This window comes from Methylobacterium sp. Gmos3 (assembly GCF_056430985.1).
Map to the genome: position 1 here is coordinate 335,748 of NZ_JBWJYL010000003.1, position 21,387 is coordinate 357,134.

A 21,387-nucleotide genomic window follows, 5' to 3' on the forward strand; every position below is an offset into this window, starting at 1 on the left:
GTACCGTCATTGCGAGTGAAGCGAAGCAATCCAGGGACCCGCGACGACTGGCAACGTCCCGCGGCCTTGGATCGCTTCGCGTCGCTCGCGATGACGAACTTGGTGCTCGCTGCCGCACCGGAGATTTTGCCCCTTGCGCGCCGTGAAATCGGCGGGCACTGTCAAGCAATGTTGACACTCGCGGCCAGACCGGAGTCGAGGGACACGAGCGATCCACGGCCGCACGCCGTGGTGATTGGCTCGGGCTTCGGTGGGCTGGCCGCTGCCGTGCGGCTCGGCGCGCGGGGCTACCGGGTGACGGTGCTGGAACGGCTGGAGCAGCCCGGCGGACGCGCCCGCGTCCACCGCCGCGACGGCTTCACCTTCGATGCCGGGCCGACCATCGTCACCGCGCCGTTCCTGTTCGAGGAGCTGTGGCAGCTCGCGGGCAAGCGCATCGCCGACGACGTGACTATGGTGCCGATGGACCCGTTCTACCGGATCCGCTTCAGCGACGGCGCGACCTTCGATTACAGCGGCGACCCGGAGCGGATGCGCGCCGAGGTCGCCCGGTTCTCCCCCGACGACGTGGCGGGCTACGAGCGCTTCATGGCCCATGCCCGCAAGGTCTGCGCGCTGGGCTTCGAACAACTCGGGGATGTCCCCTTCGGCTCGGTGCGGGCGATGCTGAAGATCGCGCCGGATCTCCTGCGCCTCTCCGGCCACCGGAGTGTGCATGCGGTGGTGTCGCGCTTCATCCGCGATGATCGGCTGCGCACGGTGTTCAGTTTCCACCCCCTGCTCATCGGCGGAAACCCGTTCAAGGCGAGCGGGGTCTATTGCCTGATCGCCGATCTCGAACGGCGCTGGGGCGTGCATTTCGTCATGGGCGGCACCGGCAAGCTCGTGGACGGGCTGGTGCGGCTGATCCGGGGGCAGGGCGGCCGGGTACGCCTCGGCGCCGACGTGGCCGAGATCGTCGTGGAGGGCGGCGCGGCACGGGGCGTGCGCCTCGCGGGCGGCGAGACGATCCCCGCCGACGTCGTCGTGTCCAACGCCGATTCGGCGATCACCCAGGGCAAGCTCCTGCCCAAGGCCCTGCGCTGGAGCCCCGGCCGCATGAAGCGGGCGCGCTCCTCCATGGGGCTATTCGTCTGGTATTTCGGCACCCGTCGCCGCTACCCGGACGTCGCCCACCACACGATCCTGCTCGGGCCGCGCTACCGCGAATTGCTGGCCGACATCTTCGACCGGAAGGTGCTCGCGGAGGATGCGAGCCTCTACCTCCACCGGCCGACCGCCACCGACGACAGCCTCGCCCCGCCGGGCCAGGATTGCTTCTACGTGCTGGCCCCCGTGCCGAACCTCGCGGGCGGGCAGGATTGGGCGGCGCTGGGGGAAACCTATCGCCGCCGGATCGAGGCGATGCTGGAGGAGAGCGTGCTGCCGGGGCTTGGCGCCGAACTCGTCACCAGCTTCTTCACGACGCCGCAGGACTTCCAGGACGACTTCCTGAGCTATCGTGGCTCCGGCTTCGGCTTGGAGCCGGTGCTGACGCAATCCGCGTGGTTCCGGCCGCACAATCGCTCCTCGGTGCAAAATCTCTATCTCGTCGGTGCCGGCACCCATCCGGGGGCCGGGCTGCCCGGCGTGCTCTCCTCCGCCCGTATTCTCGACCGCGTGGTGCCGGATGCCCGTGTCACGGCCTGAACCGATCCGCCTGGACGATTGCGCCGCCTGCGCGACGGCGATTCGCGCCGGCTCGAAGAGCTTCCACGCCGCCGGCCTGCTGCTGCCGCAGGCGGTGCGGGAGCCCGCGCACGCGCTCTACGCCTTCTGCCGGCTGGCGGACGATCTCGTGGACGAAGCCGGTGGCGCGCGCGACCGGCATCTCGCCGTCGCCCGTCTGCGCGAGCGCATCCGCCTCGCCTATGCCGGCCAGCCCACGGATCATCCGGCCGACCGCGCCTTCGCCGCCACGGTCACGGCCCACGCCATCCCCGATGCGCTGCCCCTCGCCCTGGTCGAGGGGCTGGAATGGGATGCGCAGGGGCGGTTCTACGCCGACCTGGGCGAACTGCACGCCTACGCCGCCCGCGTCGCCGGGTCGGTGGGCGCGATGATGGCGCTCATCATGGGCGTGCGCGATGCGGATGCGCTGGCCCGCGCCTGCGATCTCGGTGCCGCGATGCAGCTCACCAACATCGCCCGCGACGTGGGTGAGGACGCGCGGATGGGGCGCCTCTACCTGCCCCTCGATTGGATGGCGGAAGCCGGTCTCGACGCGGATGAGTTCCTCGCCGATCCGCGCCCATCGCCGGCCCTGGCGCAGGTCGTGGAGCGCTTGCTCGCCGAGGCCGATGGCCTTTACGCCCGCGCCGAATCCGGTATCGCCGCCCTGCCGCCGCGCTGTCGTCCGGCGATCCGTGCCGCCTCGCGGATCTATGCGCAGATCGGCTTCGCCGTGCGCCGTAACGGGCATGACAGCGTGACCCGCCGGGCGCGGATCGGTGGCTTGGCCAAGCTCGGTCACGCCCTGAATGCCGCGCTGCCGCGCTCGATGGGGCCGGGTCTCGCCCTGCCGCCCCTGGCGCAGACGGCGTTCCTCGTGGCGGCGGTGGAAGCCCATCCGGCGCCGCGCAAACCGCGCGGCCTCCCCTCGTGGTGGGACCTGCGCGGCCGTGTGCTCCACGTCCTCGACCTGATCGAGCGCCTGCGCGAGCGCGAGGCCTTCGCCCGCGCCGCGCAATCGGAGATCGCGCGGTAAGTCTCACCTTCGTCTTCGAGAGCGAAGCGATCCAGGGCAGCGTGGCGCTGCTGGATTGCTTCACTGCGTTCGCAATGACGGTGGGATGGCCTCTATTTCAGGTGCTTCGTGTAGGTGTCACCGGCCTGCGCCTTCAGCGCGGCGCCGGCCTCGCGGCCGATGCGCTCGGCCTCTTCCACCGGCCCCTCGCCGGAGGCGGCCCAGTGCCGGCTCCCGTCCGGCAGGAACAGCAGCCCGTCCAAACGCAGGCGCCCGCCGTCGATCCGCGCCAGGGCGGCGATGGGCGTGCGGCAGGACCCGTCGAGCTCGGCGAGCAGCGCCCGCTCTGCGGCGACGGCAGTGGTCGTGGTCTTGCAGGCGATGGGGGCGAGCAGCGCGCGGATGTCCGCATCGTCCGCCCGGCACTCGATGCCCAGCGCGCCCTGGGCCACGGCGGGCAGCATGGTTTCCACCGGGAGGATACTGCGGGCCATGGCTTCGAGGCTGAGGCGCTGAAGCCCGGCCAGCGCCAGGAGCGTCGCATCGCACTCGCCGGATTCGAGCTTGCGCATCCGGGTATTCGCGTTGCCGCGTAGGGGCACGACCTTCAGGTCCGGCCGGTGCATCAGCACCTGCGCCGCCCGGCGCAGCGACGAGGTGCCGACCCGCGCGCCCTCTGGCAGGTCCATCAGCGTCTCGGCATGGGGGGAGAGGAAGGCGTCGCGCGGGTCGTCGCGCTCGAGGATGCAGGCGATGGCGAGGCCCTCGGGCAGCCACGTCTCCACGTCCTTCATCGAGTGGACGGCGACATCCACCTCGTTGGCGTAGAGCGCCTGTTCCAGTTCCTTGGTGAACAGGCCCTTGCCGCCGATCTCGGAGAGCGGCCGGTCGAGGATCTTGTCGGCCACGGTGGTGACGACGACCAGTTCGGTCTCCAGGCCGGGATTGGCGGCGACGATGCGGTCGCGGACCATGCCCGTCTGGGCCAGGGCCATCGGGCTGCCGCGGGTGCCGATGCGCAGGGGGCGGTTCAGCATGGGTCTGATGTGTCGCTTCTCACGGACGGGGCGGCGGCAAGACCTTACAGAAGCCCACGCCACGCTTCCATCACCTTGAGCGATCCGGTTCAGCCGCCGTCAACCGAAGGCCGTGTATGGAAACGGGTCATCGCAAGGGAGACGCGCACCCCATGGGACGGGACGGACAGCTGTCATGGTGATCCTGCCGAGCCGGCGTCAGGTTCTCACCGGTCTCGGTGCGACCGCCGGCCTCATCGGCGCGACGGGCGTCTACGGGTTCGGAATCGAGCCGCTGCACCGCCTCGTGGTGACGCGCTACGCGCCGAACCTGCCCAATTGGAAGGACGGCCCGGCGCTGCGCATCGCCGTGCTGGCGGATTTTCACGTCTGCGAGCCGTTCATGCCCTTCGACCGGGTGGCGGAGATCGTGGATACGACCAACGCGCTGCGCCCCGACCTCATCCTGATGCTGGGCGATTACCCAGCCGGGAAGGTCGCGTGGCAGAAGCTCCCCCTCTCGGACTTCGCCAAGCTCGTGGAGGGCCTGCGCGCGCCGCTCGGCACCTATTCGATCCTCGGGAATCACGATTGGTGGGAGGATCCCACGGTCCAGTCGGATCTCCGCGGTACGCCCCGCGTCCGCAAGATTCTCGAAGCGCGGGGTCTTCCCGTTCTCGAAAACGATGTGCTGCGCCTGACGAAGGACGGCAAGTCGTTCTGGCTTGCCGGCCTCGGCGATCAGGAGCCGTTCGAAGGCCTCTACCACCTGCGCGCGGACGACCTTACCGGCACGCTCGCCAAGGTCACGGACGACGCGCCCGTCCTGTTGATGGCGCATGAGCCGAACATCTTCCACCGGGTGCCTTCGCGAGTGGCGCTGACCCTGTCGGGCCACACCCATGGCGGACAGATCCGCCTGTTCGGCCGCTCACCGGCCATCCGCCGGGTGCATGGACACGACTTGGCCTATGGCCACCGCGTCATCGATGGGCGCCACATCATCGTCTCGGGCGGGTTCGGCGTGAGCCGCATCCCGGTGCGCATCGGCGTGCCGCCGGAAATCGTACTGCTCGAACTGGGACAATCCGCGCCGGAGCCGGGCACCGCTTAGGGGCGCCGAGGCGATCCCCTTTTCGCGGGCGTGCGCTAGATTGAGCCGATGCGCACGCTCCTTCTCCTTCCGATCCTCTGCCTCGCGGCCGGGTCCGCGCGGGCAGACGAATGCGACACCCTGGTCGGCAAGGTGACGACCGAGACCGGCGCGAAGACCGACCAGAAGCAAACTGATTACGCGACCTTCACGGTCACTCCGGACATGACGCTGACGCTCGCCTGCGGTGCTCCGGCGCTCTCCTCGGTGGGCGCGCAGTATCGCGGGGCGAACCCGCCGGAGGAGTATTTCACCACCTTCGGCAAGGCGGGCCACGCCGTCACCGGCATCGATGCGAAAACGATCACCGAGGCGGCGCACAAGGCCAAGGACACGGCGAGCCGCATGCGCCACAGCAACGTCGACCTCGGCGGGGCGCTCGTCACCTGTTCGGCGATGGTCTCCCCCGACAAGGGACCCCTGACGCTGTGCGCGGTGATCGAGCACAGCGACAGAAGTTGATCGCACACCTCTGACCGGAACCCTGCTCCTAACCCTCGCCCTCATCTTGAGGTACTCGCCTTGGCGGGCCTCGAAGGAGGAGGGTGGAAGGCGCTCCGCTTACAGCGGGATGTTGTCGTGCTTCTTCCAGGGCTGCTCCATTTTCTTCGTACGGAGCATGCCGAGCGCGCGGGCGATCCGGCGGCGGGTGGAGTGGGGCATGATCACCTCGTCGATGTAGCCGCGCTCGGCGGCCACGAACGGCGAGAGGAAGCGGTCCTCGTATTCCTTGGTGCGCTCGGCGATCTTGTCCGGGTCGCCGATCTCGTTGCGGAAGATGATCTCCACCGCGCCCTTGGCGCCCATCACCGCGATCTGCGCCGTCGGCCACGCGTAGTTCACGTCCGCGCCCACATGCTTCGAGGCCATGACGTCATAGGCGCCGCCGAAGGCCTTGCGGGTGATGATCGTCACCAGCGGCACCGTCGCCTGGTTGTAGGCGAAGAGCAGCTTGGCGCCGTGCTTGATGAGGCCGCCGTATTCCTGGGCGGTGCCCGGCAGGAAGCCCGGCACGTCCACGAAGGTCACGATCGGGATCGAGAAGGCGTTGCAGTAGCGCACGAAGCGCGCGGCCTTCCGCGAGGCGTCCGAATCGAGCACGCCCGCCAGCACCAGCGGCTGGTTCGCCACGAAGCCGACCGTGCGGCCCTCGACGCGGCCGAAGCCGGTGATGATGTTGCGGGCGTAGGCCGCCTGGATCTCGAAGAAATCGCCCTCGTCGACCACCCGGCGGATCAACTCGCCCATGTCGTAGGGCTTGTTCGGGTTGTCGGGGATCAGCGTATCGAGCGACATGTCGAGACGGTTCACGTCGTCGAAGGACTCGATCTCCGGCACGCCGTCGGTGTTGTTGGCGGGGAGGAAGTCGAGGAGGCGGCGGATCTGGAGGATCGCCTCGACATCGTTCTCGAACGCGCCGTCCGCGATGGACGACTTGGTGGTGTGGACCTTGGCGCCGCCGAGTTCTTCGGCGGTGACGACCTCGTTGGTCACGGTCTTCACCACGTCCGGGCCGGTCACGAACATGTAGCTCGTGTCGCGGACCATGAAGATAAAGTCGGTCATGGCCGGCGAGTAGACGTCGCCGCCCGCGCAGGGGCCCATGATCACCGAGATCTGCGGGATCACGCCCGAGGCCATGACGTTGCGGCGGAACACCTCGCCGTAGCCGCCGAGCGCGGCCACGCCCTCCTGGATGCGGGCGCCGCCGGCATCGAAGATGCCGATGATCGGGGCGCGCATCTTCAGCGCCATGTCCTGCACCTTCACGATCTTGGCGGCGTGCGTCTCCGAGAGGGAGCCGCCGAACACCGTGAAGTCCTTCGAGAACAGGAAGACGGTGCGGCCGTTGATGGTGCCCCAGCCGGTGACGACGCCGTCGCCGGGGACCTTCTGCTTCTCCATGCCGAAATCGGTGGAGCGGTGCTGCACGAACATGTCGAACTCTTCGAACGACCCGTGGTCGAGCAGGAGTTCGATGCGCTCGCGCGCCGTGAGCTTGCCGCGATTGTGCTGGGCCTCGACACGCTTCTCGCCACCGCCGAGGCGCGCCTGGTCCCGGCGCTCGGCGAGTTTGTCGAGGATGTCCTTCATGGTCGTCGTCCGCCCCTGGCTTGCCCAGCCGCCCGGTAGTCCCGGATCGATCTCGAGCGTTTGCTGTCGAGCCGGCTCTAGCACGCGTCTACGGCGTGGCAAACAGATCCGAAATCGGTCTTACGGGGGAGAGGAAAGTGGTGGACGGTGCAGGGATCGAACCTGCGACCTTTCCCGTGTGAAGGGAACGCACTACCGCTGTGCTAACCGTCCGTTCCGCAGCCCGTGAACACGGACGCTGCGCGGAGGCGGGGGCCAGGGGCCTCCCGCGACCGGGTGAGCGGCTTCTAGGGTGCTCGCCCCCGCTCCGTCAAGCCGGGATCCGCCGATTGCCGGCCGTGGTTGACTTTCGTCGCCGGCGCGTGCGCTGTGGAACCATGGATCAGGGTCAAGCGGGTCCGGTGCCAGGGGAGGGCGCCACTGAGCGTGTGACGCGTCGGCCGCGCGTGGCCATCACCTATTGTGTCCAGTGCAATTGGCTCCTCCGCTCCGCGTGGATGGCGCAGGAACTCCTCTCCACCTTCAAGGACGACCTGTCCGAGGTCGCGCTCCTCCCCGGGCGGGGCGGCGTGTTCCGCATCGAGGTCGATGGCGATCTTCTGTGGGAACGCGTGCAGGACGGTGGGTTTCCGGACGTGAAGGCCCTCAAGCAGCGAGTACGCGACCGGCTCGACCCGGATCGCGATCTCGGCCATATCGACAGGTGATGATGGTTCCGCACGCGCAACGGCGCCTTGGCCGCCGGAGGCCGGGAGCGCGCGGCTGGTGAGCCCGCGACACGACCGGGAACTCACTTCGCCGGCAGCCCCGCCTCCGCGGCGCGGCTCCTGGGTCGCCCGTCGACTCCACCGGTTCGGCCGGAACGGGTTCTCCACCCAGGTCTATCTGGTGGCGCTCGTCGTCGCGCTGATCGGACCCGGCCTGCTGTTCACCGCCATCCTGCTCATGCGCTACGCCTCCGCCGAGCGGGCGCGGTTCGAGCAGGACGCGCGCGAGAACGTGCGCGGCATCAGCCTCTCCCTCGACAGGGACACGGCGGGCCTCGTCTCCGTGCTTCAGACGCTGGCCACCTCGCCGCGCCTGAAGGACGGCGATTTCTCCGCCTTCGATGCGCAGGCGCGGCTCGTGCGCAGCTCCCTCGACCTCGACGTGCTCCTGCGCCGGCCCAACGGGCAGGAAGTGGTGAACACCGGGGTTCCGCGCGGCGCTCCCCTCCCCGTGGCACCCCTGCCGATCGACGGGGAACTCACCAAGGGGCAGGTCCGCGCGCTGGTGAGCGGCTACGTCCCGGCGGTGATCGCGGAGGATGCGAGCTACGCGGTCGGCGTGCCGGTGAACGTGGATGGCGAGGTCGCCTACATCCTGAGCTTCACCGTGCCGCTCTCGCGGCTCCAGGGCATCCTGGCGCGCGAGGTGGTCCAGGGCTGGACGACAGGCATCTCGGACCGCAACGGGACCGTGCTGGCGCGCCTGCCGGATCCGACCTCGGTGGTGGGCAAGCCCCGCCTCGCCACCCTCCGGCAGACCCAAACCGGCACGTCCGGCGTCTGGGAGGGCCAGGACAGGCAGCGGCGGCCGGTCGTGGTGATCGAGGCGCGCTCACGCCTCACCGGCTGGACGGTGGCAACCAGCATCCCGCAGACCATCGTGGATGCACGGGTGCGGCGCTGGGTGTGGGCCTTCGCCGGTTTCGGTCTTCTCGTATTGGCGACCTCCTCGGTGCTGGCGGTGAGCCTGTGGTCACGAGTGACGCGACCCCTGCGCCATCTCGCGGCCTCCGGCCCGGCGCTGGCGCGCGGCGAGGCGATCCCGCGCGTCGCCTCGCCCGTCCACGAGATCCAGCGCCTCGCGACGGTTCTCTCGGATGCGTCCCTGCGCATCCGCACGCGTGAGGAGGAGCGCGACCGCGCCCTCGAAGAGACGCGGCGCGGTCTCTCCGCCCTTAAGGAGAGCGAGGCGCGGTTCCGGCACATGGCGGATTCGGCCCCGGCCCTGATCTGGATGACCGACGAGACCGGCGAGGTCAGCTTCGCCAACCTGCATTTCGACCATCTGTTCGGGATGCCAGCGGCCGCGCTCGCCGATGCAGGCTGGGAACGGATCATCCACCCGGACGACCTCGACGTGTTCCGGGCGGGCTTCCAGGACGCCTTCGCGGCGCGCGGGCCGTTCCGCATGGAGACGCGCATCATCGACCGGACCGGCGCCGTCCGCTGGCTGCGCTGCGAGGGCGTGCCGCGCCTCGACGACGCACAGCGTTTCCTCGGCTACACCGGCTGCAACGTCGACATCACCGACGCCAAGTCGGCGGAGGAGCACCTGCTCCTGCTGATCCACGAATTGAATCACCGGGTGAAGAATACGCTCGCGACGGTGCAATCCATCGCGACGCAATCCCTGCGCGGCCTCGACGGGCCGGAGGCCGAGACCGCCCGCGCCGCCTTCGAGGCGCGGCTGCTGGCGCTCGCCCGCGTCCACGACGTGCTCACCAAGGAAAGCTGGGACGGCGCCGAACTCTCGGCGGTGGTGGCGGACGCGATCCGCCCCCTCGACGGAGGCGGCACCGGGCCGTCGCGCTTCAAGGTCCAGGGTCCGCCGCTCCGCCTGCCGCCGCGGCTCGCCCTGTCCATCGCCATGGCCCTGCACGAACTCGGCACCAATGCGGTGAAGTACGGCGCGCTCTCGAACGATGCCGGCACCATCGCCATCGAGTGGGCCGTGCGGCGCGGCGAGGAGACCATGCTCCTCCTGTGCTGGCGCGAGAGCGGCGGTCCGGCCGTGAAGAAGCCGACCCGGACCGGCTTCGGTTCACGGCTCATCGAGCGCAGCCTTGCCCGCGAGCTCGCCGGGGAGGTCCATCTCTCCTTCGAGCCGGGCGGCGTCGTCTGCACCATCGAGGCGCCCGTCCCGCCGCCGGGACTCGTGGAGCGCAAGAATGTCGCCGCGCCGACGCGGATCGCACCGCTGCCGCTGGCTGGGTGAAGTGAAGGGAGCGAATAGGGAGTAGCGAATAGCGAATAGTTTGCCGTTGCAGGTGCCTGCGACGCGTGAAACGCTATTCGCTATTCGCTATTCGCTATTCGCTATTCGCTCAATTATACGGATCGGCGGCGTCGCGCAGGCCGTCGCCGACGAAGTTGAAGGCCAGCACCGTCACCAGCACCGGCACCACCGGCAGGAGCAGCCACGGGTAGAGCTGCACCGCCGCGAGATTCTGCGCCTCGTTGAGGAGCACGCCCCAGCTCGTCACGGGCGGGCGCAGGCCGAGGCCGAGGAAGGACAGGGCGGTCTCGCCGAGGATCATCGTCGGGATCGAGAGGGTCGCCGAGGCGATAAGGTGGCTCATGAAATTCGGGATCAGGTGCCGGCCGATGAGCCGGGCGGGCGAGGCCCCCATCAGTTCGGCCGCCTGGACGAAATCCTCCTCGCGCAGCGCCAGCAGCTTGCCGCGCACCGCGCGGGCGAGGCCCGGCCAGTCGAGCAGGCCGAGGATCACCGTGATGCCGAAGAAGATGAGGAGCGGGCTCCAATTCGCGGGGAGTGCCGCCGAGAGGGCGAGCCAGAGCGGCAATTCGGGAATCGAGCGGACGATCTCGATCAGCCTTTGCACGGCGGCGTCGGCGAGGCCGCCGAAATAGCCGGCAATGCCCCCGAAGAAGAGGCCGAGCACGAACGAGATCGCCACGCCCACGAGGCCGATCGTGAGCGAGACGCGGGTGCCGTAGACGATCCGCGAGAACAGGTCCCGCCCGAGCCGGTCGGTGCCGAGCAGGAACAGGGTCCCACCCTCCGGCGCGCAGGCGAGGTGGAAATCGGAGCGGACGAGCCCGAACCAATCGTAGCCGTCGCCCCGGCACAGGAAGCGCAGGGGCTGCGGCTTGGCCGCGTCGCTCACGTAGTCCCGGCGGAAGGTGTCCGGGTCGAGGTGCGAGCGGTACGGGTAGACGAACGGACCGACGAAGCGTCCCTCGTGAAACAGGTGCACCCCCTGCGGCGGCGCGTAGAGGAAATCGCCGTCCCGCCGCGCCTGCCCATAGGGCGCGATCATCTCCACGAAGGGGATCAGCGCGTAGAGCACGAGCAGGATCAGCGCGAAGAACACCGCCAGCCGGTGGCGCAGGAATTTGCGCGCGATGAGCCGCCATGCGGAGGCCGAGCCGGCGGGCGTCTCGGCCCGCTCGTCGGGGGCGAAGGGCGCCGGATCGACGAAGTGAGTGGGTTGCAGGGCGCCGCTCATCGCAGGCCCATGCGGATGCGGGGGTCGAGCCAGACCAGGGCGAGGTCGGAGATCAGCATCCCCACGAGGGTCAGCGCCGCCACGAACATCAGGATGAAGCCCGCCATGAACTGGTCCTGGTTGCGCAGGCTCTCCAACAGCAACGGCCCGACGGTCGGCAGGCTCAGCACCAGCGAGACCAGCACCGAACCCGAGACCAGATGCGGCAGCAGGTTGCCGATATCCGCGACGAACGGGTTCAGGGACATGCGGAACGGATATTTCAGCAGCGCCCGCGTCGGCGGGAGACCCTTGGCGCGGGCCGTCACTGTGTAGGGCTTGGCGAGTTCGTCCAAGAGGTTCGCCCGCATCCGGCGGATCATCGCCGCCGTGCCCCCGAGGCCGATCACCAGGGTCGGCACGATGAGGTGGGCGGCGAGCGAGCGGATCTTCTCCCCGTCCCAGGGCCGGTTGGTGAGGGCGGCGTCGTAGAGCCCGCCGATGGAGAGGCCGAACCAGCGGTTGGCATAAAACAGCAGGATCAGCGCCAGCAGGAAGCCCGGCATCGCGAGGCCGACATAGCCGAGTATGGTGACGACGGAATCGCCCCAGGTGTAGCGCCGCGTCGCCGAGTAGATTGCCGCCGGGATCGCCACGAGATGGACGAAGATCACGGCGGTGACGTTCACGAGCAGCGTCAGCCACAGGGCGTCGCCGACCACGTCGGCCACCGGCTTGTCGTATTCGAACGACCAGCCCCAATCGCCCTGCAGCAGGCCGGAAAAGCCGGCGGGGCCCGGCATCAGCCCGACCCAGATCAGGTATTGCTCCCAGACCGGCCGGTCGAGCCCGTATTGACGGATCAACAGTTCCGCCTTGGCCACGGAGCCCGCCTCGCCGGTGGCGCGCAACTCCATGATGCGGTTCGTCAGGTAATCCCCCGGCGGGAGCTTGATGACGAAGAAGACAAGGGCGGAGATGACGAGCAGCGTCACCGCCATGGTCAGGAGCCGCCGGAGGATGACGCCGATCATCGCGCCTCGACCCGCTTGTCCGTGGCCTCGTCCCAGAACACCTCGTCCAGGCGCTGCACGCCGATCATCGCGGTGGGCTCCCAGGAATAGAGCGCCTTGGCCGGCAGGTTCACCAGCCTGTCGGCGGTGACGACCGGTTGCAGCGCCCCGGCCACCGTGCCGATGACCCAGGTGTTGCGCGCGTGGTTCATCAGCATCTCGCGCCAGATCGCCGCCTGCCGGGCCGCATCGTCCGTCTGGCGCCATTCCCGGTCGAGATCGATGAGGCGCTGCACCTCCGGCACGTCGCAGGCTTCGCCGCTGCGGCCCCGGCTTTCGAGGTTCATCGACCAGCGCGGCCAGGAATAATGGTCGGGCTGGGCCGGGCTCAGTTCGGTCGGCGGCATGATCGCGGTGGGCACCGCGAGGTCGAGCCCCTGCGCCGCCACCATCACCGTCAGGCCGCCGATGGAGCGGCGGCGCAGGTTGGTGCGCTCCTGCGGCTTGGTGACGAGGCGGATGCCGACCTCCCGCCAGAACTCCGCGATGAGGGTGAGGGCGTCGAGGATCTCGCCGGCCTCCCCGTCGCTCTCCACCACGATCTCCAGCGGGCGCCCGTCCGAGAGGAGCCGGATGCCCGACCCGTCGCGACGGTCGAGCCCGGCCTCGTCCAGAAGCCGGTTCGCCTGGGCGGGATCGTAGCCCGCGTTCAAGGTCCGCATCTCCGGTGCGTAGAGGGGCGAATCGGGGATGATGGTGTCGTTGCCCTCGGTGCCGAGGCCGAAGAGCAGGGTGTTGTTGAGCGTGCGCCGGTCGGTCGCCAGCGAGAGCGCGTGGCGGTAGCGGATGTCGCGGTTGAGGGCGCGCCAGACCGGATCGACCGTCGTCAGGTTCGGGTAGAGGGCGATCTCCGAGCCCCGGGCCACCGGCCAGAGATTGGTGCGGTAATGGTGGGCCTTCTCGCCCTCCTTGAGGCTCGGGATGTCCGGCATCATCAGGCCGCGGAACATCAGGTCGGCCTCGCCTGCGTTGGTCTTGGCGACGAGCAGGCCGGAGGAGGCCACGTCCATCACGATGCGGTCGACATAGGGCAATTGCGTGCCGGCCGTGTCGACCCGGTGATAGGAGCGGTTGCGTTCGAAGGCGAAGCGCGTCGCCGGGGATCGGGTGAGCGGCACCCAGGCCTGCAAGGTCGGGCAATCCGGGTTCATCAGCTCGTAATTGTCGTCGAGCCGGTTGTGCAGGGCGGCCCAGCCGCGCAGCTTCAGGGCCTTCGCCTTGGCCTCGGCCGCCTCCTTGCCGACATAGCGCGGGTGATACGGCTTCAGGTAATGCGCCGGCCGGTAGATCAGCGGATCGCGGGGGGCGGCCAGCGCCGGCAGGAACATCGGGTTCGGCCGGGGCCAGGTGTAGCGGACGGTCCGTGCGTCCGGGAACTCGACCTGCGGCGGCTGGCCGTCCACCAGGAAGAAGACAGGCGGCCCCTCGGGGCTCAGCTCCTTCTGGTTGGCGACGTCTTCCCAGTAATAGCGAAAGTCCTCGCTGGTGAAGGGATGTCCGTCCGACCAGCGATGCCCATCCCGCAGGGTGAAGGTGAAGCGCCCGCCCTGGACATCGACCCGCTCCAGCACGTCGGGCCGGAGCGTGAGAGCGGCATCGTAGCCGACGAGGCGGGTGTAGCCGTAGACCGACAGGTAGCGCACATCCCGCGCCTTCGCGATCAGGGTGCGGATCGTCCCCCCCTGCTTGCCGAGACGCCTTCCCTTGGCGGCGAGGTCCGCGACGAAGGGTTTGGCGGGCGGGGCCGGGGCGTCCTCGGCGAGGGCGCGGCGGGGGAGGAGCGCGGCGCCGGCGAGGGCCGCCATCACGGCGCGGCGTGAGATTCCCGCCGATCCGATCCATTCCCTCATCCTGAGGTGCGGCGAAGCCGCGTCGAAGGAGGGCTCCAGGGTTCGCGGCGATGTCTGAAGGGATCCTTCGAGGCCCGCCGAGGCGGGCACCTCAGGATGAGGGACAGGGTTGGAGAAGGCTGGCTTTCTTCCCGTCACGGCCCGCCTCCGTGCAGTTCCACGTAGGTCAGCCGGGCCGGCGAGTAGCCGGTGGCGCGGTGCATGTCGTCGAAGGCATGGGCGCGGCGGATCAGGTCGCCGGCCTGCCGCGCCTCCGCGTCCCCGGCGGGCTGCTCGAAGGGGCGGCCGTTGCGGGTCCAGCGGATCGGCTCCGGGTTCGCGTCCAGGGCGGTGATCATCGCGATGGTCGGATGGGCCGGGCCGCCATGGGCGTGGATGCGGTGCGCCGCCACGTCGTCGTCGAACAGCAGGCGGGTCAGGCCGCGCACATGCGCCTCTACCACCCGGCGGGCCTGCGAGACGTGATCGTCGAAGAAGGCTACCGTCCGCGCCGGATCGAGGATCGACCAATCGGCGCGGGACCAATCCTCGCGGCTGTAGCGCGCCCCGGCGTCACGGTATTGCAGGCCCGACAGGTCGGGGTCGTGGCAGAAGATCCGCGCCTCGGGGCAGGCCTGCCGGATCACCCAGGTGGTCAGGCCCCGGAACACGCCGGATTCGATCACGAAAGCCGGCCGCAGGACCCTCATCGCCACGTAGAGCTGAAGCGCCCCGTTGAACCCGCTGCCGCCGCGCCGCTGGCGCACGGGCGCTTCGGGGATCAGGTGCCAGAACCGTTCCACGAGGGCGCGGACATCCTCGTCCGGCTTCAGGCCGGAGGCGCGCAGATCGCCGTGCAGGATCTCCGCCGCCGCGTCGAGAAGCCGGGCGACCTCGCGGGGAGAGGTCGGGCGGTGGGTCCAATCGGGGGCGGCGGGCACGAGGTCGTAGCCGAGGCGATCGAACAGCGGGCCGAGGACCTTGCGGCGCAGGCGTTCGAGAACGATGGGCGGACGCGGCTGCATCAGGCGGCATTCCGCTCGTCGAGGGACCGGTAACGGGCGAAATGCCCGGGTTCCACTTCCATCATGATCCCGAATTCATGGGGAGCAAGGGCGAAGGATTCCGGCCAGCGGGCGGGGTCGGAGGCCTCCCCCGTCACCTTCGCGAAATCGAGGGGATGGTCGAGGCTCGGGTCGGGAACCGCCGCAAGCAGCGCCTTCGTGTAGGGATGGACCGGATCGCGGAACAGGGTGGCCCTGTCGGCTTCTTCGACGATGCGTCCCCGGCACATCACGCTGATCGTGTCGGCCATGTAGTCCACCACCGCGAGGTTGTGAGACACGATGAGGTAGGACAGGCCGAGCGCCTGCTGCAGATCCTTCAGCAGGTTCAGGATCTGCGCCTGCACCGAGACGTCCAGCGCCGAGACCGGCTCGTCCAGCACGAGGAGGCGCGGTTCGAGGCTGAGCGCGCGGGCGATGCCGATGCGCTGGCGCTGGCCGCCGGAAAAGGCGTGTGGGTAGCGGCCGAGGGCGGAATCCTCCAGGCCGACCATCGCCATCAGCTCGCGGCACCGCTCCCGCCGCCGGGTCTGGGGCACGCCGTGGATCTCCATCGGCTCGGAGAGGATCTGCCGCACAGTCATGCGCGGATCGAGGGAGGCGTAGGGGTCCTGGAAGACGAACTGGACGTTGCGGCGGTAGGCGAACAGCGCGTCGCCCTTCAGCTTGTGCACGTCCTTCGGGCCGTCGCCGCCGTCGAACAGGATGCGCCCGCCATCCGGCGGCATGGCCCGCATGACCATCTTGGCGACGGTGGTCTTGCCCGAGCCGGATTCGCCCACGAGCCCGAGGGTCTGGCCGCCGTTCAGGGCGAGGGACACGTCCGCCACCGCCCGCACCGTGCGCGGGCTCGCGAAGAGGCGGCCGGCGCGCAGGGTGAAGGTCTTGCTGACCTTCTCCACCTGAAGAACGGGGCCGGCGAGGCGCGGCGCCTCCCGCGCGGGCGGGATCGTCGCGCGGGCGGGGCGGATCGGGGTCAGGCGCTCGCCCGGCGCCATGTCGAAGCGCGGCACCGCCTCGATCAGCGCCTTGAGGTAGGCATGGCCGGGCCGGCGCATCACCTCTTCCTTGGGGCCTGCCTCGACCAGCCGGCCCCGGTAGAGCACGGCCACGTCGTGGGCGATGTTGGCCACCACTCCGAGATCGTGGGTGATGAGCAGGATCGCCATGCCGGTCTCGTCCTGCAACCGGCCGAGCAGGGCGAGGATCTGCGCCTGGGTCGTGACGTCCAGCGCGGTGGTCGGCTCGTCCGCCACGAGGAGCGCCGGGCGCATGATGAGCGCCATGGCGATCATCGCACGCTGGCGCAGGCCGCCGGACAGCTCGAACGGATAGGTCTTCAACGCCCGCTTCGGATCGGGGAAGCCGACCTTCGCCAGCGCTTCCTCGGTGCGCGCATCCGCTTCCCGCCGGTCGGCGCCGGTATGGACGCGCAGCGCCTCGCCGATCTGGTCGCCGACCGTGTGGAGTGGCGACAGGCAGGTCATCGGCTCCTGAAAGATCATCGCGATCTGCCGGCCCCGGATGTCCCGGATCGCCGCGCCGTCCGCCGGCAGCCGCGCGAGGTCGACCGTGTCGTCGCCCCTGGCGAACAGCATCTGACCGCGTGAGATTTCGGCGGCGCGGGGCAGGATGCGCAGGATCGCCTGCGCCGTCACCGACTTGCCGGAGCCGGATTCGCCCACCAGCGCGAGGGTCTTGCCCCGGGCAATGTCGAGCGACAGGCCGTGAAGAGCCTCGAACCGGCCCGTATCGGTGTGAAAGGCGACAGCGAGGTCGCGGATCGACAGGAGCACGCTCACCCGGTCCTCGGCCGTTCGCCAGCACTGCACATAGGCGCGCGAATCGGCGCGTCCACAGGGGAATGGAACAGGTCGCGCGGATCGCACCAGCACATTGCCGGGTGGTCGAGGCAGGCGATCAATTCGGCGAGGAAATCCCAGACCGCCTCGTCATGGGCGAGGTGGTGGGTGAGGAGGCCGAGCGGTTCCGTGCTCCCGCTCTCGACATGGGCGATAATGCTCTCGAGCAGCGCGACGGGCTCGCGCAGCGAACGGGTGCCGCGCCAGTCGATCACGTCGAGCGAGGCGCCGTGGCTTCCCTTCGCGGTCGAGAGGCCGAGATAGCCGAGCGCCGGCAGCTCGGCCGCGAGGGCCGGATCGATCCGGTTCCAGGGCGGCACGAAGACCGGCAACAGGCGCCCGCCCGGCACCCTCTCCCGCGCGAGGGTGAGGGCGCGCCTCGCTTCGTCCCGGAGGACGGCGAGCGGCCGGTGCGGACCGAACTCGGCGGGCTTCGCCTCCGGCGGCGCATGGTTGTCGTGGGCGAGGCCATGCACGCCGATGCTGACGTTGGGCGCGGGGCTCAGGCTGCGCGCGAGCGATGGCTCGATCCGCGCCGGGATGGCGGCGATCAGGATCGGGCGCGGCCCCGCGAGGGCGAGCAACCGGTCGAGCGCCGGGGTCGCCGCCACGGCGTCGTCGTCGCGCCACCAGAAGCGGACATCGCCCGCCCCATCGAGGGCTTTGCGCAGGAGGGCGAAGGCGCGCTCGCGGCGCATCCGTTCCACCAGGGCGACCGTGCGGGCGGCGCCATCGAGGGCGGGAGGCGGCCCCGTGGGGGGCGGTGGCGCATCCATCACCGCCGCCAGCAACGTCTCCGGCGAAAGGGCATCCTCCGGCACGATCCGGGCACGGCCCATGCCGGCGAGTCGTTCGGCGCGCAGGCGCTGCTCGGTCTCGCGGCCCGCCTCGAAGGGCACGAGCACGGCGGGTGTGCCCGTCACCATGAGGTCCACGGCGGTGTTGTAGCCGCACTGGCTCACCGAGACGCGCGCGCCTGCCAGCAGCGCCCGGTAATCGGCCCGCGCCCGCATCACTGTGCCGGGGGCTAATCCGTCCGAGAGCGAGGCGAGCGTCGCGTCGGGGATGCCGTGCCCCACGAGGAGGCGCCAGCCGAGATCGGGCCGCTTCCGCGCCGCGCCGATGGCCGCGCGGAACAGGCCGAGCCCCGCCGCGCTCGACCCTGCGGCGACGGCGATGCCCTCGCGCTGGTCCGCCGGCGGGATCGGAGCGCCCTCGTCCACGTATCCGGTGTAGCGGAGCGTGGAGCGGATCGCGTCATCGACGGGCCAGGAGGCGTCGAGGGGCGCCATCGCTTCGTCGCCGTGGACCAGCACCGCGTCGTAGAGGGTGGCCACGCGGGCGTGAGCCTCCGCGACTTTGGCCGGACGGTCTGGCGGCACGAGGATGTCGCGCACCGAGGCGAGGATCAGCGGCGGCCGGGCGAGGGCGCGGGCCGCTTTAACCAGGGCGAGGAATTCGGGCGCGAGCCCCCGCCGTCCGAAGGGGAAGAGTTCCGTGATGACCGCATCCGGCGCCGTCTCGTGGAGGGTCGCGAGCAGGGCTTTGCGCCGCGCGGCGAAGATCTCTTCGCCGGCCGGCAGGCCATCCGGGCCGATGAGCCGGCCGAAATCGAAGCCCTCGATCCGCAGCGGTGGCAACTGCACGAGGCGCACGCCGTCGAGCCGCACCAGGGGCGCCGGGCTCCCGCCCGAGACCAGCACGGTCTCGTGCCCGGCTTCGGCGAAAGCGCGGGCGAGGGCGGCGGCGCGGGTGAGATGCCCCGCCCCGAGGAGATGCGTGACCGCGATGAGGATCCTCACGCGGCTTCCTCGCGGTGGGGCAGGGCGATCCCGGCCGAGCGGGAGAGCGCTTCGGCGATGAGGGCGATACCCGCATCCTCGGAGAAGTCCTGCACCAGCCTCGCCCGCGCCGCGCGGCCGAGGCGCCGCCGTCGCTCGGGATCGGCGAAGAGGGTGCGCATCGCCTCCGCGAGGGCATCGGGCTCGCCCGGTGGGACGAGGATCCCGTGGATGCCGTCGGTGAGGAATTCGGGCGTTCCGGCGAAGGCGCTGGCCAGGATCGGCAGTTCCTGGCTGGCGGCTTCCATCAGGACGTTCGGCAGCCCGTCGCGGTCTCCCCCGGCGGCCGGTTTCGTCGGCAGCACGAACAGGTCCGACTCGCGCATCGCCGTGATGATGGCCGGCTGCGGCAGGGCGCCCCGGAACGCGACGCGCCCCTGAAGCCCGCGCTCCATGGCGAGCCGTTCGAGTTCGGCGCGCAACTCGCCGCCGCCGATCAGGTCGAGCCGCCAGTGCAGATCGGCGGGAAGGGCAGCGAGCGCCGCGAACAGGTCGTCGTGGCCCTTCTTCGCGACGAGGCGCCCGACGCAGAGCAGCCGCACCGGCGCCTCTGGGTCGCGCCCGTCGCGGGCGGGCCGGGGCGGGGGCGGGGCGGGAAAGCGCGTCAGGTCGAGCCCGTGATAGGCGAGCCGCGTGCGGCCGGGGCCGAGGGCATCGAGGCGCGCGAGCCCGTCGCGGGTGCAGGTGACGCCCCATGCGGCGTCCGCGAGCTTCTCGGACAGCTCCCAATCCGGCGTGGTCCAGATGTCCTTGGCGTGGGCCGAGAAGCTCCAGCGACGCCCGGTCAGCAGGGCAGCGTAGCGGGCGACGCTGCCGGGCGTGTGCAGGAAGTGGACATGAAGATGCGCCACCTCCGGCCCGACCTCGCGGGCGAGGACCAGAGCCTGCCCGAGCCGCCGCAGCCGTGAGGCGGTCGGGTCCCGCCGCAGGTCGCGGAGGACTATCCCGACGAGCTTCGGAAAGGCCCGCTGGCGGCAGGCCCAGGCCAGTGCGCGCAGCACCCGGCGCGGATCGTCGCGAAGATACTCGGGCAGGTAGGCCACGGGCGCGCGGATCGCGTCATGCATTGGGTGCCGGAAGCGGTCGGTGGGCCTGCGCAGGGACCAGATGTCGAGGGCAAGGCCCCGCTTTTCGAGAGCCAGGATTTCCTGCGCGATGAAGGTCTCGGAGAGGCGCGGATAGCCCTTCAGCACCACCGCGATACGCGGGCCGCTCACGAGATCGCCCGGTACGGCGTGGCGGTTTCCTCGAGCGCGAGGCCGTGCAGGCGGCTCACCACCGCGTCGAGCCCGTCGAGAAGGCCGGGCACGACGACCCGCGAAGGTTCGGGCTGGGCGGGCAAGGCGCGCAGCGCCGCCGCCATCCGGTGAGGCGCGCGCCCATCCTCTTCCATCAGCACCCGGACGAGGCCGAGCCGTTCGGCGGCCAGGGCGCGGATCGCCTGTTCCCGCCGCGGTTCGGTGCGCGGCACCAGCACGGCCGGGCGGTCGAAGGAGAGGATCTCGCAGAAGGTGTTGTAGCCGCCCATGGCGACGACGCCCGCCGCCTTGCGCATCAGGAACTCGATCTCGCTGTCGAAAGTGATGGCCGAGACCTTGCCGCCGAGGGCGGCGATGCGCCGGTCGAATCCCTCGCGAATGTCGCTCGCCAGGAACGGCCCAAACGCGACGAGGCAGGGCAGGGGAAGGCCGGGATCGGCCTCGTAGGCCGCGATGACCCAGTCGATCAGCCCCGCGCCGTCGCCCCCGCCGCCGGGCGTCACGAGGAGGAAGGGGCCAGCCGCCATCGCCGGTTCGCGGCGGCCCGCCCGCGTCTCCGGCAGATCGCGGCGCAGGTAGCCGGTATAGACGAGGCGGCTCTCGATCCGCCGCGCGAGATCCGGCGCCAGGGCGAGCCCGGCCAGGGGCTCATGGATGCGTCCGAGCCCGTAGACCCAGATCTCGTCGTAGAAACGGTCCATCGCCTCGACGGCGCCCTTGCGCTCCCATTCGGGGGCGAGCCGGTCGGCCTCGTCGAGGACGTCGCGCAGGCCCAGAACTAGCTTGGTGCCGCGCGCCGCCTCACGCTCCAGGACGGGCAGCATCTCGCCATGGAAGCCGGAGGGCTCCTTGTCGACGATCACCACATGGGGCTGGAACGCCTCGGCGGTGCGCGCCAGGGCTGCCGTGCGAGCTTCCACCGTATGGGCGAGGGTCGTGGGGCCGGCGCTGGCATAGCTGCCGTCCGACAACTTCGTCACCGGGGGCAGGCGGACGGTGCGCACCCCGCGGGCGAAAGCGTAGCGGTCCACCACGGGCGAGCCGGACACGATCACCGCCCGCGCGTCCGGGGAGGCGGCGACGAGGGCATGGGCAATCGCCCGCGAGCGCCGCAGGTGGCCAAGGCCGAACGTGTCGTGGCTGTAGATCAGGACGCGCAAGGCGGACGATGACCTCATTCCCCTGCCCGTCGGCACGCGCCCCAACCCACACTGTGTCAGACCATCGCAGCCACAACCATGCTGCACAAGTGTGA

General features: G+C 70.2%; 16 protein-coding genes and 1 tRNA gene. 6 read left to right on the top strand and 11 right to left on the bottom strand.

What is annotated here, in order from left to right:
- Positions 1-168 precede the first annotated feature (168 nt).
- Positions 169-1,689, top strand: coding sequence for a phytoene desaturase (locus tag ACS5Q7_RS07930; protein WP_478338786.1), 1,521 nt, complete (start codon positions 169-171; stop codon positions 1,687-1,689).
- On the top strand, positions 1,670-2,746 hold the full coding sequence (locus ACS5Q7_RS07935) for a phytoene/squalene synthase family protein (protein ID WP_478338787.1): 1,077 nt from the start codon (positions 1,670-1,672) through the stop codon (positions 2,744-2,746). Before ACS5Q7_RS07930 ends, ACS5Q7_RS07935 begins: the two co-directional genes overlap by 20 nt.
- Positions 2,747-2,838: 92 nt before the next feature.
- Here ACS5Q7_RS07935 and hemC read toward each other — a convergent pair whose 3' ends face one another.
- Positions 2,839-3,762, bottom strand: coding sequence for a hydroxymethylbilane synthase (hemC, locus tag ACS5Q7_RS07940; protein ID WP_478338788.1), 924 nt, complete (start codon positions 3,760-3,762; stop codon positions 2,839-2,841).
- Between the two features lie 175 nt (positions 3,763-3,937).
- Between hemC and ACS5Q7_RS07945 the strand changes: the two genes are divergently transcribed.
- Positions 3,938-4,855, top strand: a complete 918-nt coding sequence (locus ACS5Q7_RS07945) for a metallophosphoesterase (protein WP_478338789.1) — start codon at positions 3,938-3,940, stop codon at positions 4,853-4,855.
- Positions 4,856-4,903: 48 nt separating this feature from the next.
- Entirely contained in the window at positions 4,904-5,356 is a 453-nt protein-coding gene (locus ACS5Q7_RS07950; RefSeq protein WP_478338790.1) for an ABC transporter ATPase, read from the top strand.
- A gap of 99 nt (positions 5,357-5,455) precedes the next feature.
- On the opposite strand, the gene ACS5Q7_RS07955 is transcribed toward ACS5Q7_RS07950, so the two are convergent.
- Positions 5,456-6,988 (bottom strand): acyl-CoA carboxylase subunit beta, encoded by a 1,533-nt coding sequence (locus tag ACS5Q7_RS07955; RefSeq protein ID WP_478338791.1) that lies wholly within the window; start codon positions 6,986-6,988, stop codon positions 5,456-5,458.
- Positions 6,989-7,126: 138 nt separating this feature from the next.
- Positions 7,127-7,201: transfer RNA gene (locus ACS5Q7_RS07960), tRNA-Val, on the bottom strand.
- Positions 7,202-7,365: 164 nt separating this feature from the next.
- Here ACS5Q7_RS07960 and ACS5Q7_RS07965 point away from each other — a divergent pair.
- The gene (locus tag ACS5Q7_RS07965; protein ID WP_478338792.1) at positions 7,366-7,695 is read left to right on the top strand and encodes an Rdx family protein; all 330 of its coding nucleotides are present in this window, start codon (positions 7,366-7,368) and stop codon (positions 7,693-7,695) included.
- A gap of 58 nt (positions 7,696-7,753) precedes the next feature.
- Positions 7,754-9,970: a sensor histidine kinase gene (locus ACS5Q7_RS07970; protein ID WP_478338793.1), complete on the top strand. Its 2,217-nt coding sequence runs from the start codon at positions 7,754-7,756 to the stop codon at positions 9,968-9,970.
- A gap of 109 nt (positions 9,971-10,079) precedes the next feature.
- Here the strand turns inward: ACS5Q7_RS07970 and ACS5Q7_RS07975 are convergent, their stop codons facing one another.
- The 8 genes from ACS5Q7_RS07975 to ACS5Q7_RS08010 all read right to left on the bottom strand — a co-directional run bounded on the left by ACS5Q7_RS07975 (position 10,080) and on the right by ACS5Q7_RS08010 (position 21,310).
- Entirely contained in the window at positions 10,080-11,225 is a 1,146-nt protein-coding gene (locus ACS5Q7_RS07975) for an ABC transporter permease (protein WP_478338794.1), read from the bottom strand.
- On the bottom strand, positions 11,222-12,238 hold the full coding sequence (locus tag ACS5Q7_RS07980; RefSeq protein ID WP_478338795.1) for an ABC transporter permease: 1,017 nt from the start codon (positions 12,236-12,238) through the stop codon (positions 11,222-11,224). The genes ACS5Q7_RS07975 and ACS5Q7_RS07980 overlap by 4 nt, the downstream gene beginning before the upstream one ends.
- Complete coding sequence (locus tag ACS5Q7_RS07985) at positions 12,235-14,082, bottom strand: ABC transporter substrate-binding protein (protein ID WP_478338796.1); 1,848 nt, start codon at positions 14,080-14,082, stop codon at positions 12,235-12,237. The genes ACS5Q7_RS07980 and ACS5Q7_RS07985 overlap by 4 nt, the downstream gene beginning before the upstream one ends.
- Positions 14,083-14,261: 179 nt before the next feature.
- On the bottom strand, positions 14,262-15,131 hold the full coding sequence (locus ACS5Q7_RS07990) for a hypothetical protein (RefSeq protein ID WP_478338797.1): 870 nt from the start codon (positions 15,129-15,131) through the stop codon (positions 14,262-14,264).
- A complete protein-coding gene (locus ACS5Q7_RS07995; RefSeq protein WP_478338798.1) occupies positions 15,131-16,972 on the bottom strand; it encodes an ABC transporter ATP-binding protein in 1,842 nt (613 codons plus the stop codon). Before ACS5Q7_RS07995 ends, ACS5Q7_RS07990 begins: the two co-directional genes overlap by 1 nt.
- Positions 16,969-18,834, bottom strand: a complete 1,866-nt coding sequence (locus ACS5Q7_RS08000; protein ID WP_478338799.1) for a glycosyltransferase — start codon at positions 18,832-18,834, stop codon at positions 16,969-16,971. The genes ACS5Q7_RS07995 and ACS5Q7_RS08000 overlap by 4 nt, the downstream gene beginning before the upstream one ends.
- Complete coding sequence (locus ACS5Q7_RS08005; RefSeq protein ID WP_478338800.1) at positions 18,831-20,090, bottom strand: glycosyltransferase; 1,260 nt, start codon at positions 20,088-20,090, stop codon at positions 18,831-18,833. The genes ACS5Q7_RS08000 and ACS5Q7_RS08005 overlap by 4 nt, the downstream gene beginning before the upstream one ends.
- Entirely contained in the window at positions 20,087-21,310 is a 1,224-nt protein-coding gene (locus tag ACS5Q7_RS08010; RefSeq protein WP_478338801.1) for a glycosyltransferase family protein, read from the bottom strand. The genes ACS5Q7_RS08005 and ACS5Q7_RS08010 overlap by 4 nt, the downstream gene beginning before the upstream one ends.
- Between the last annotated feature and the right edge of the window lie 77 nt (positions 21,311-21,387).

Excerpts from the sequence above, each read along its gene's own strand:
- ACS5Q7_RS07930 (WP_478338786.1), top strand. The coding sequence starts at position 169 with ATGTTGACACTCGCGGCCAGACCGGAGTCGAGGGACACGAGCGATCCA.
- ACS5Q7_RS07935 (WP_478338787.1), top strand. The coding sequence starts at position 1,670 with ATGCCCGTGTCACGGCCTGAACCGATCCGCCTGGACGATTGCGCCGCC.
- hemC (WP_478338788.1), bottom strand. The coding sequence starts at position 3,762 with ATGCTGAACCGCCCCCTGCGCATCGGCACCCGCGGCAGCCCGATGGCC.
- ACS5Q7_RS07945 (WP_478338789.1), top strand. The coding sequence starts at position 3,938 with ATGGTGATCCTGCCGAGCCGGCGTCAGGTTCTCACCGGTCTCGGTGCG.
- ACS5Q7_RS07950 (WP_478338790.1), top strand. The coding sequence starts at position 4,904 with ATGCGCACGCTCCTTCTCCTTCCGATCCTCTGCCTCGCGGCCGGGTCC.
- ACS5Q7_RS07955 (WP_478338791.1), bottom strand. The coding sequence starts at position 6,988 with ATGAAGGACATCCTCGACAAACTCGCCGAGCGCCGGGACCAGGCGCGC.
- ACS5Q7_RS07965 (WP_478338792.1), top strand. The coding sequence starts at position 7,366 with ATGGATCAGGGTCAAGCGGGTCCGGTGCCAGGGGAGGGCGCCACTGAG.
- ACS5Q7_RS07975 (WP_478338794.1), bottom strand. The coding sequence starts at position 11,225 with ATGAGCGGCGCCCTGCAACCCACTCACTTCGTCGATCCGGCGCCCTTC.
- ACS5Q7_RS07980 (WP_478338795.1), bottom strand. The coding sequence starts at position 12,238 with ATGATCGGCGTCATCCTCCGGCGGCTCCTGACCATGGCGGTGACGCTG.
- ACS5Q7_RS07985 (WP_478338796.1), bottom strand. The coding sequence starts at position 14,082 with ATGGCGGCCCTCGCCGGCGCCGCGCTCCTCCCCCGCCGCGCCCTCGCC.
- ACS5Q7_RS07990 (WP_478338797.1), bottom strand. The coding sequence starts at position 15,131 with ATGCAGCCGCGTCCGCCCATCGTTCTCGAACGCCTGCGCCGCAAGGTC.
- ACS5Q7_RS08010 (WP_478338801.1), bottom strand. The coding sequence starts at position 21,310 with ATGAGGTCATCGTCCGCCTTGCGCGTCCTGATCTACAGCCACGACACG.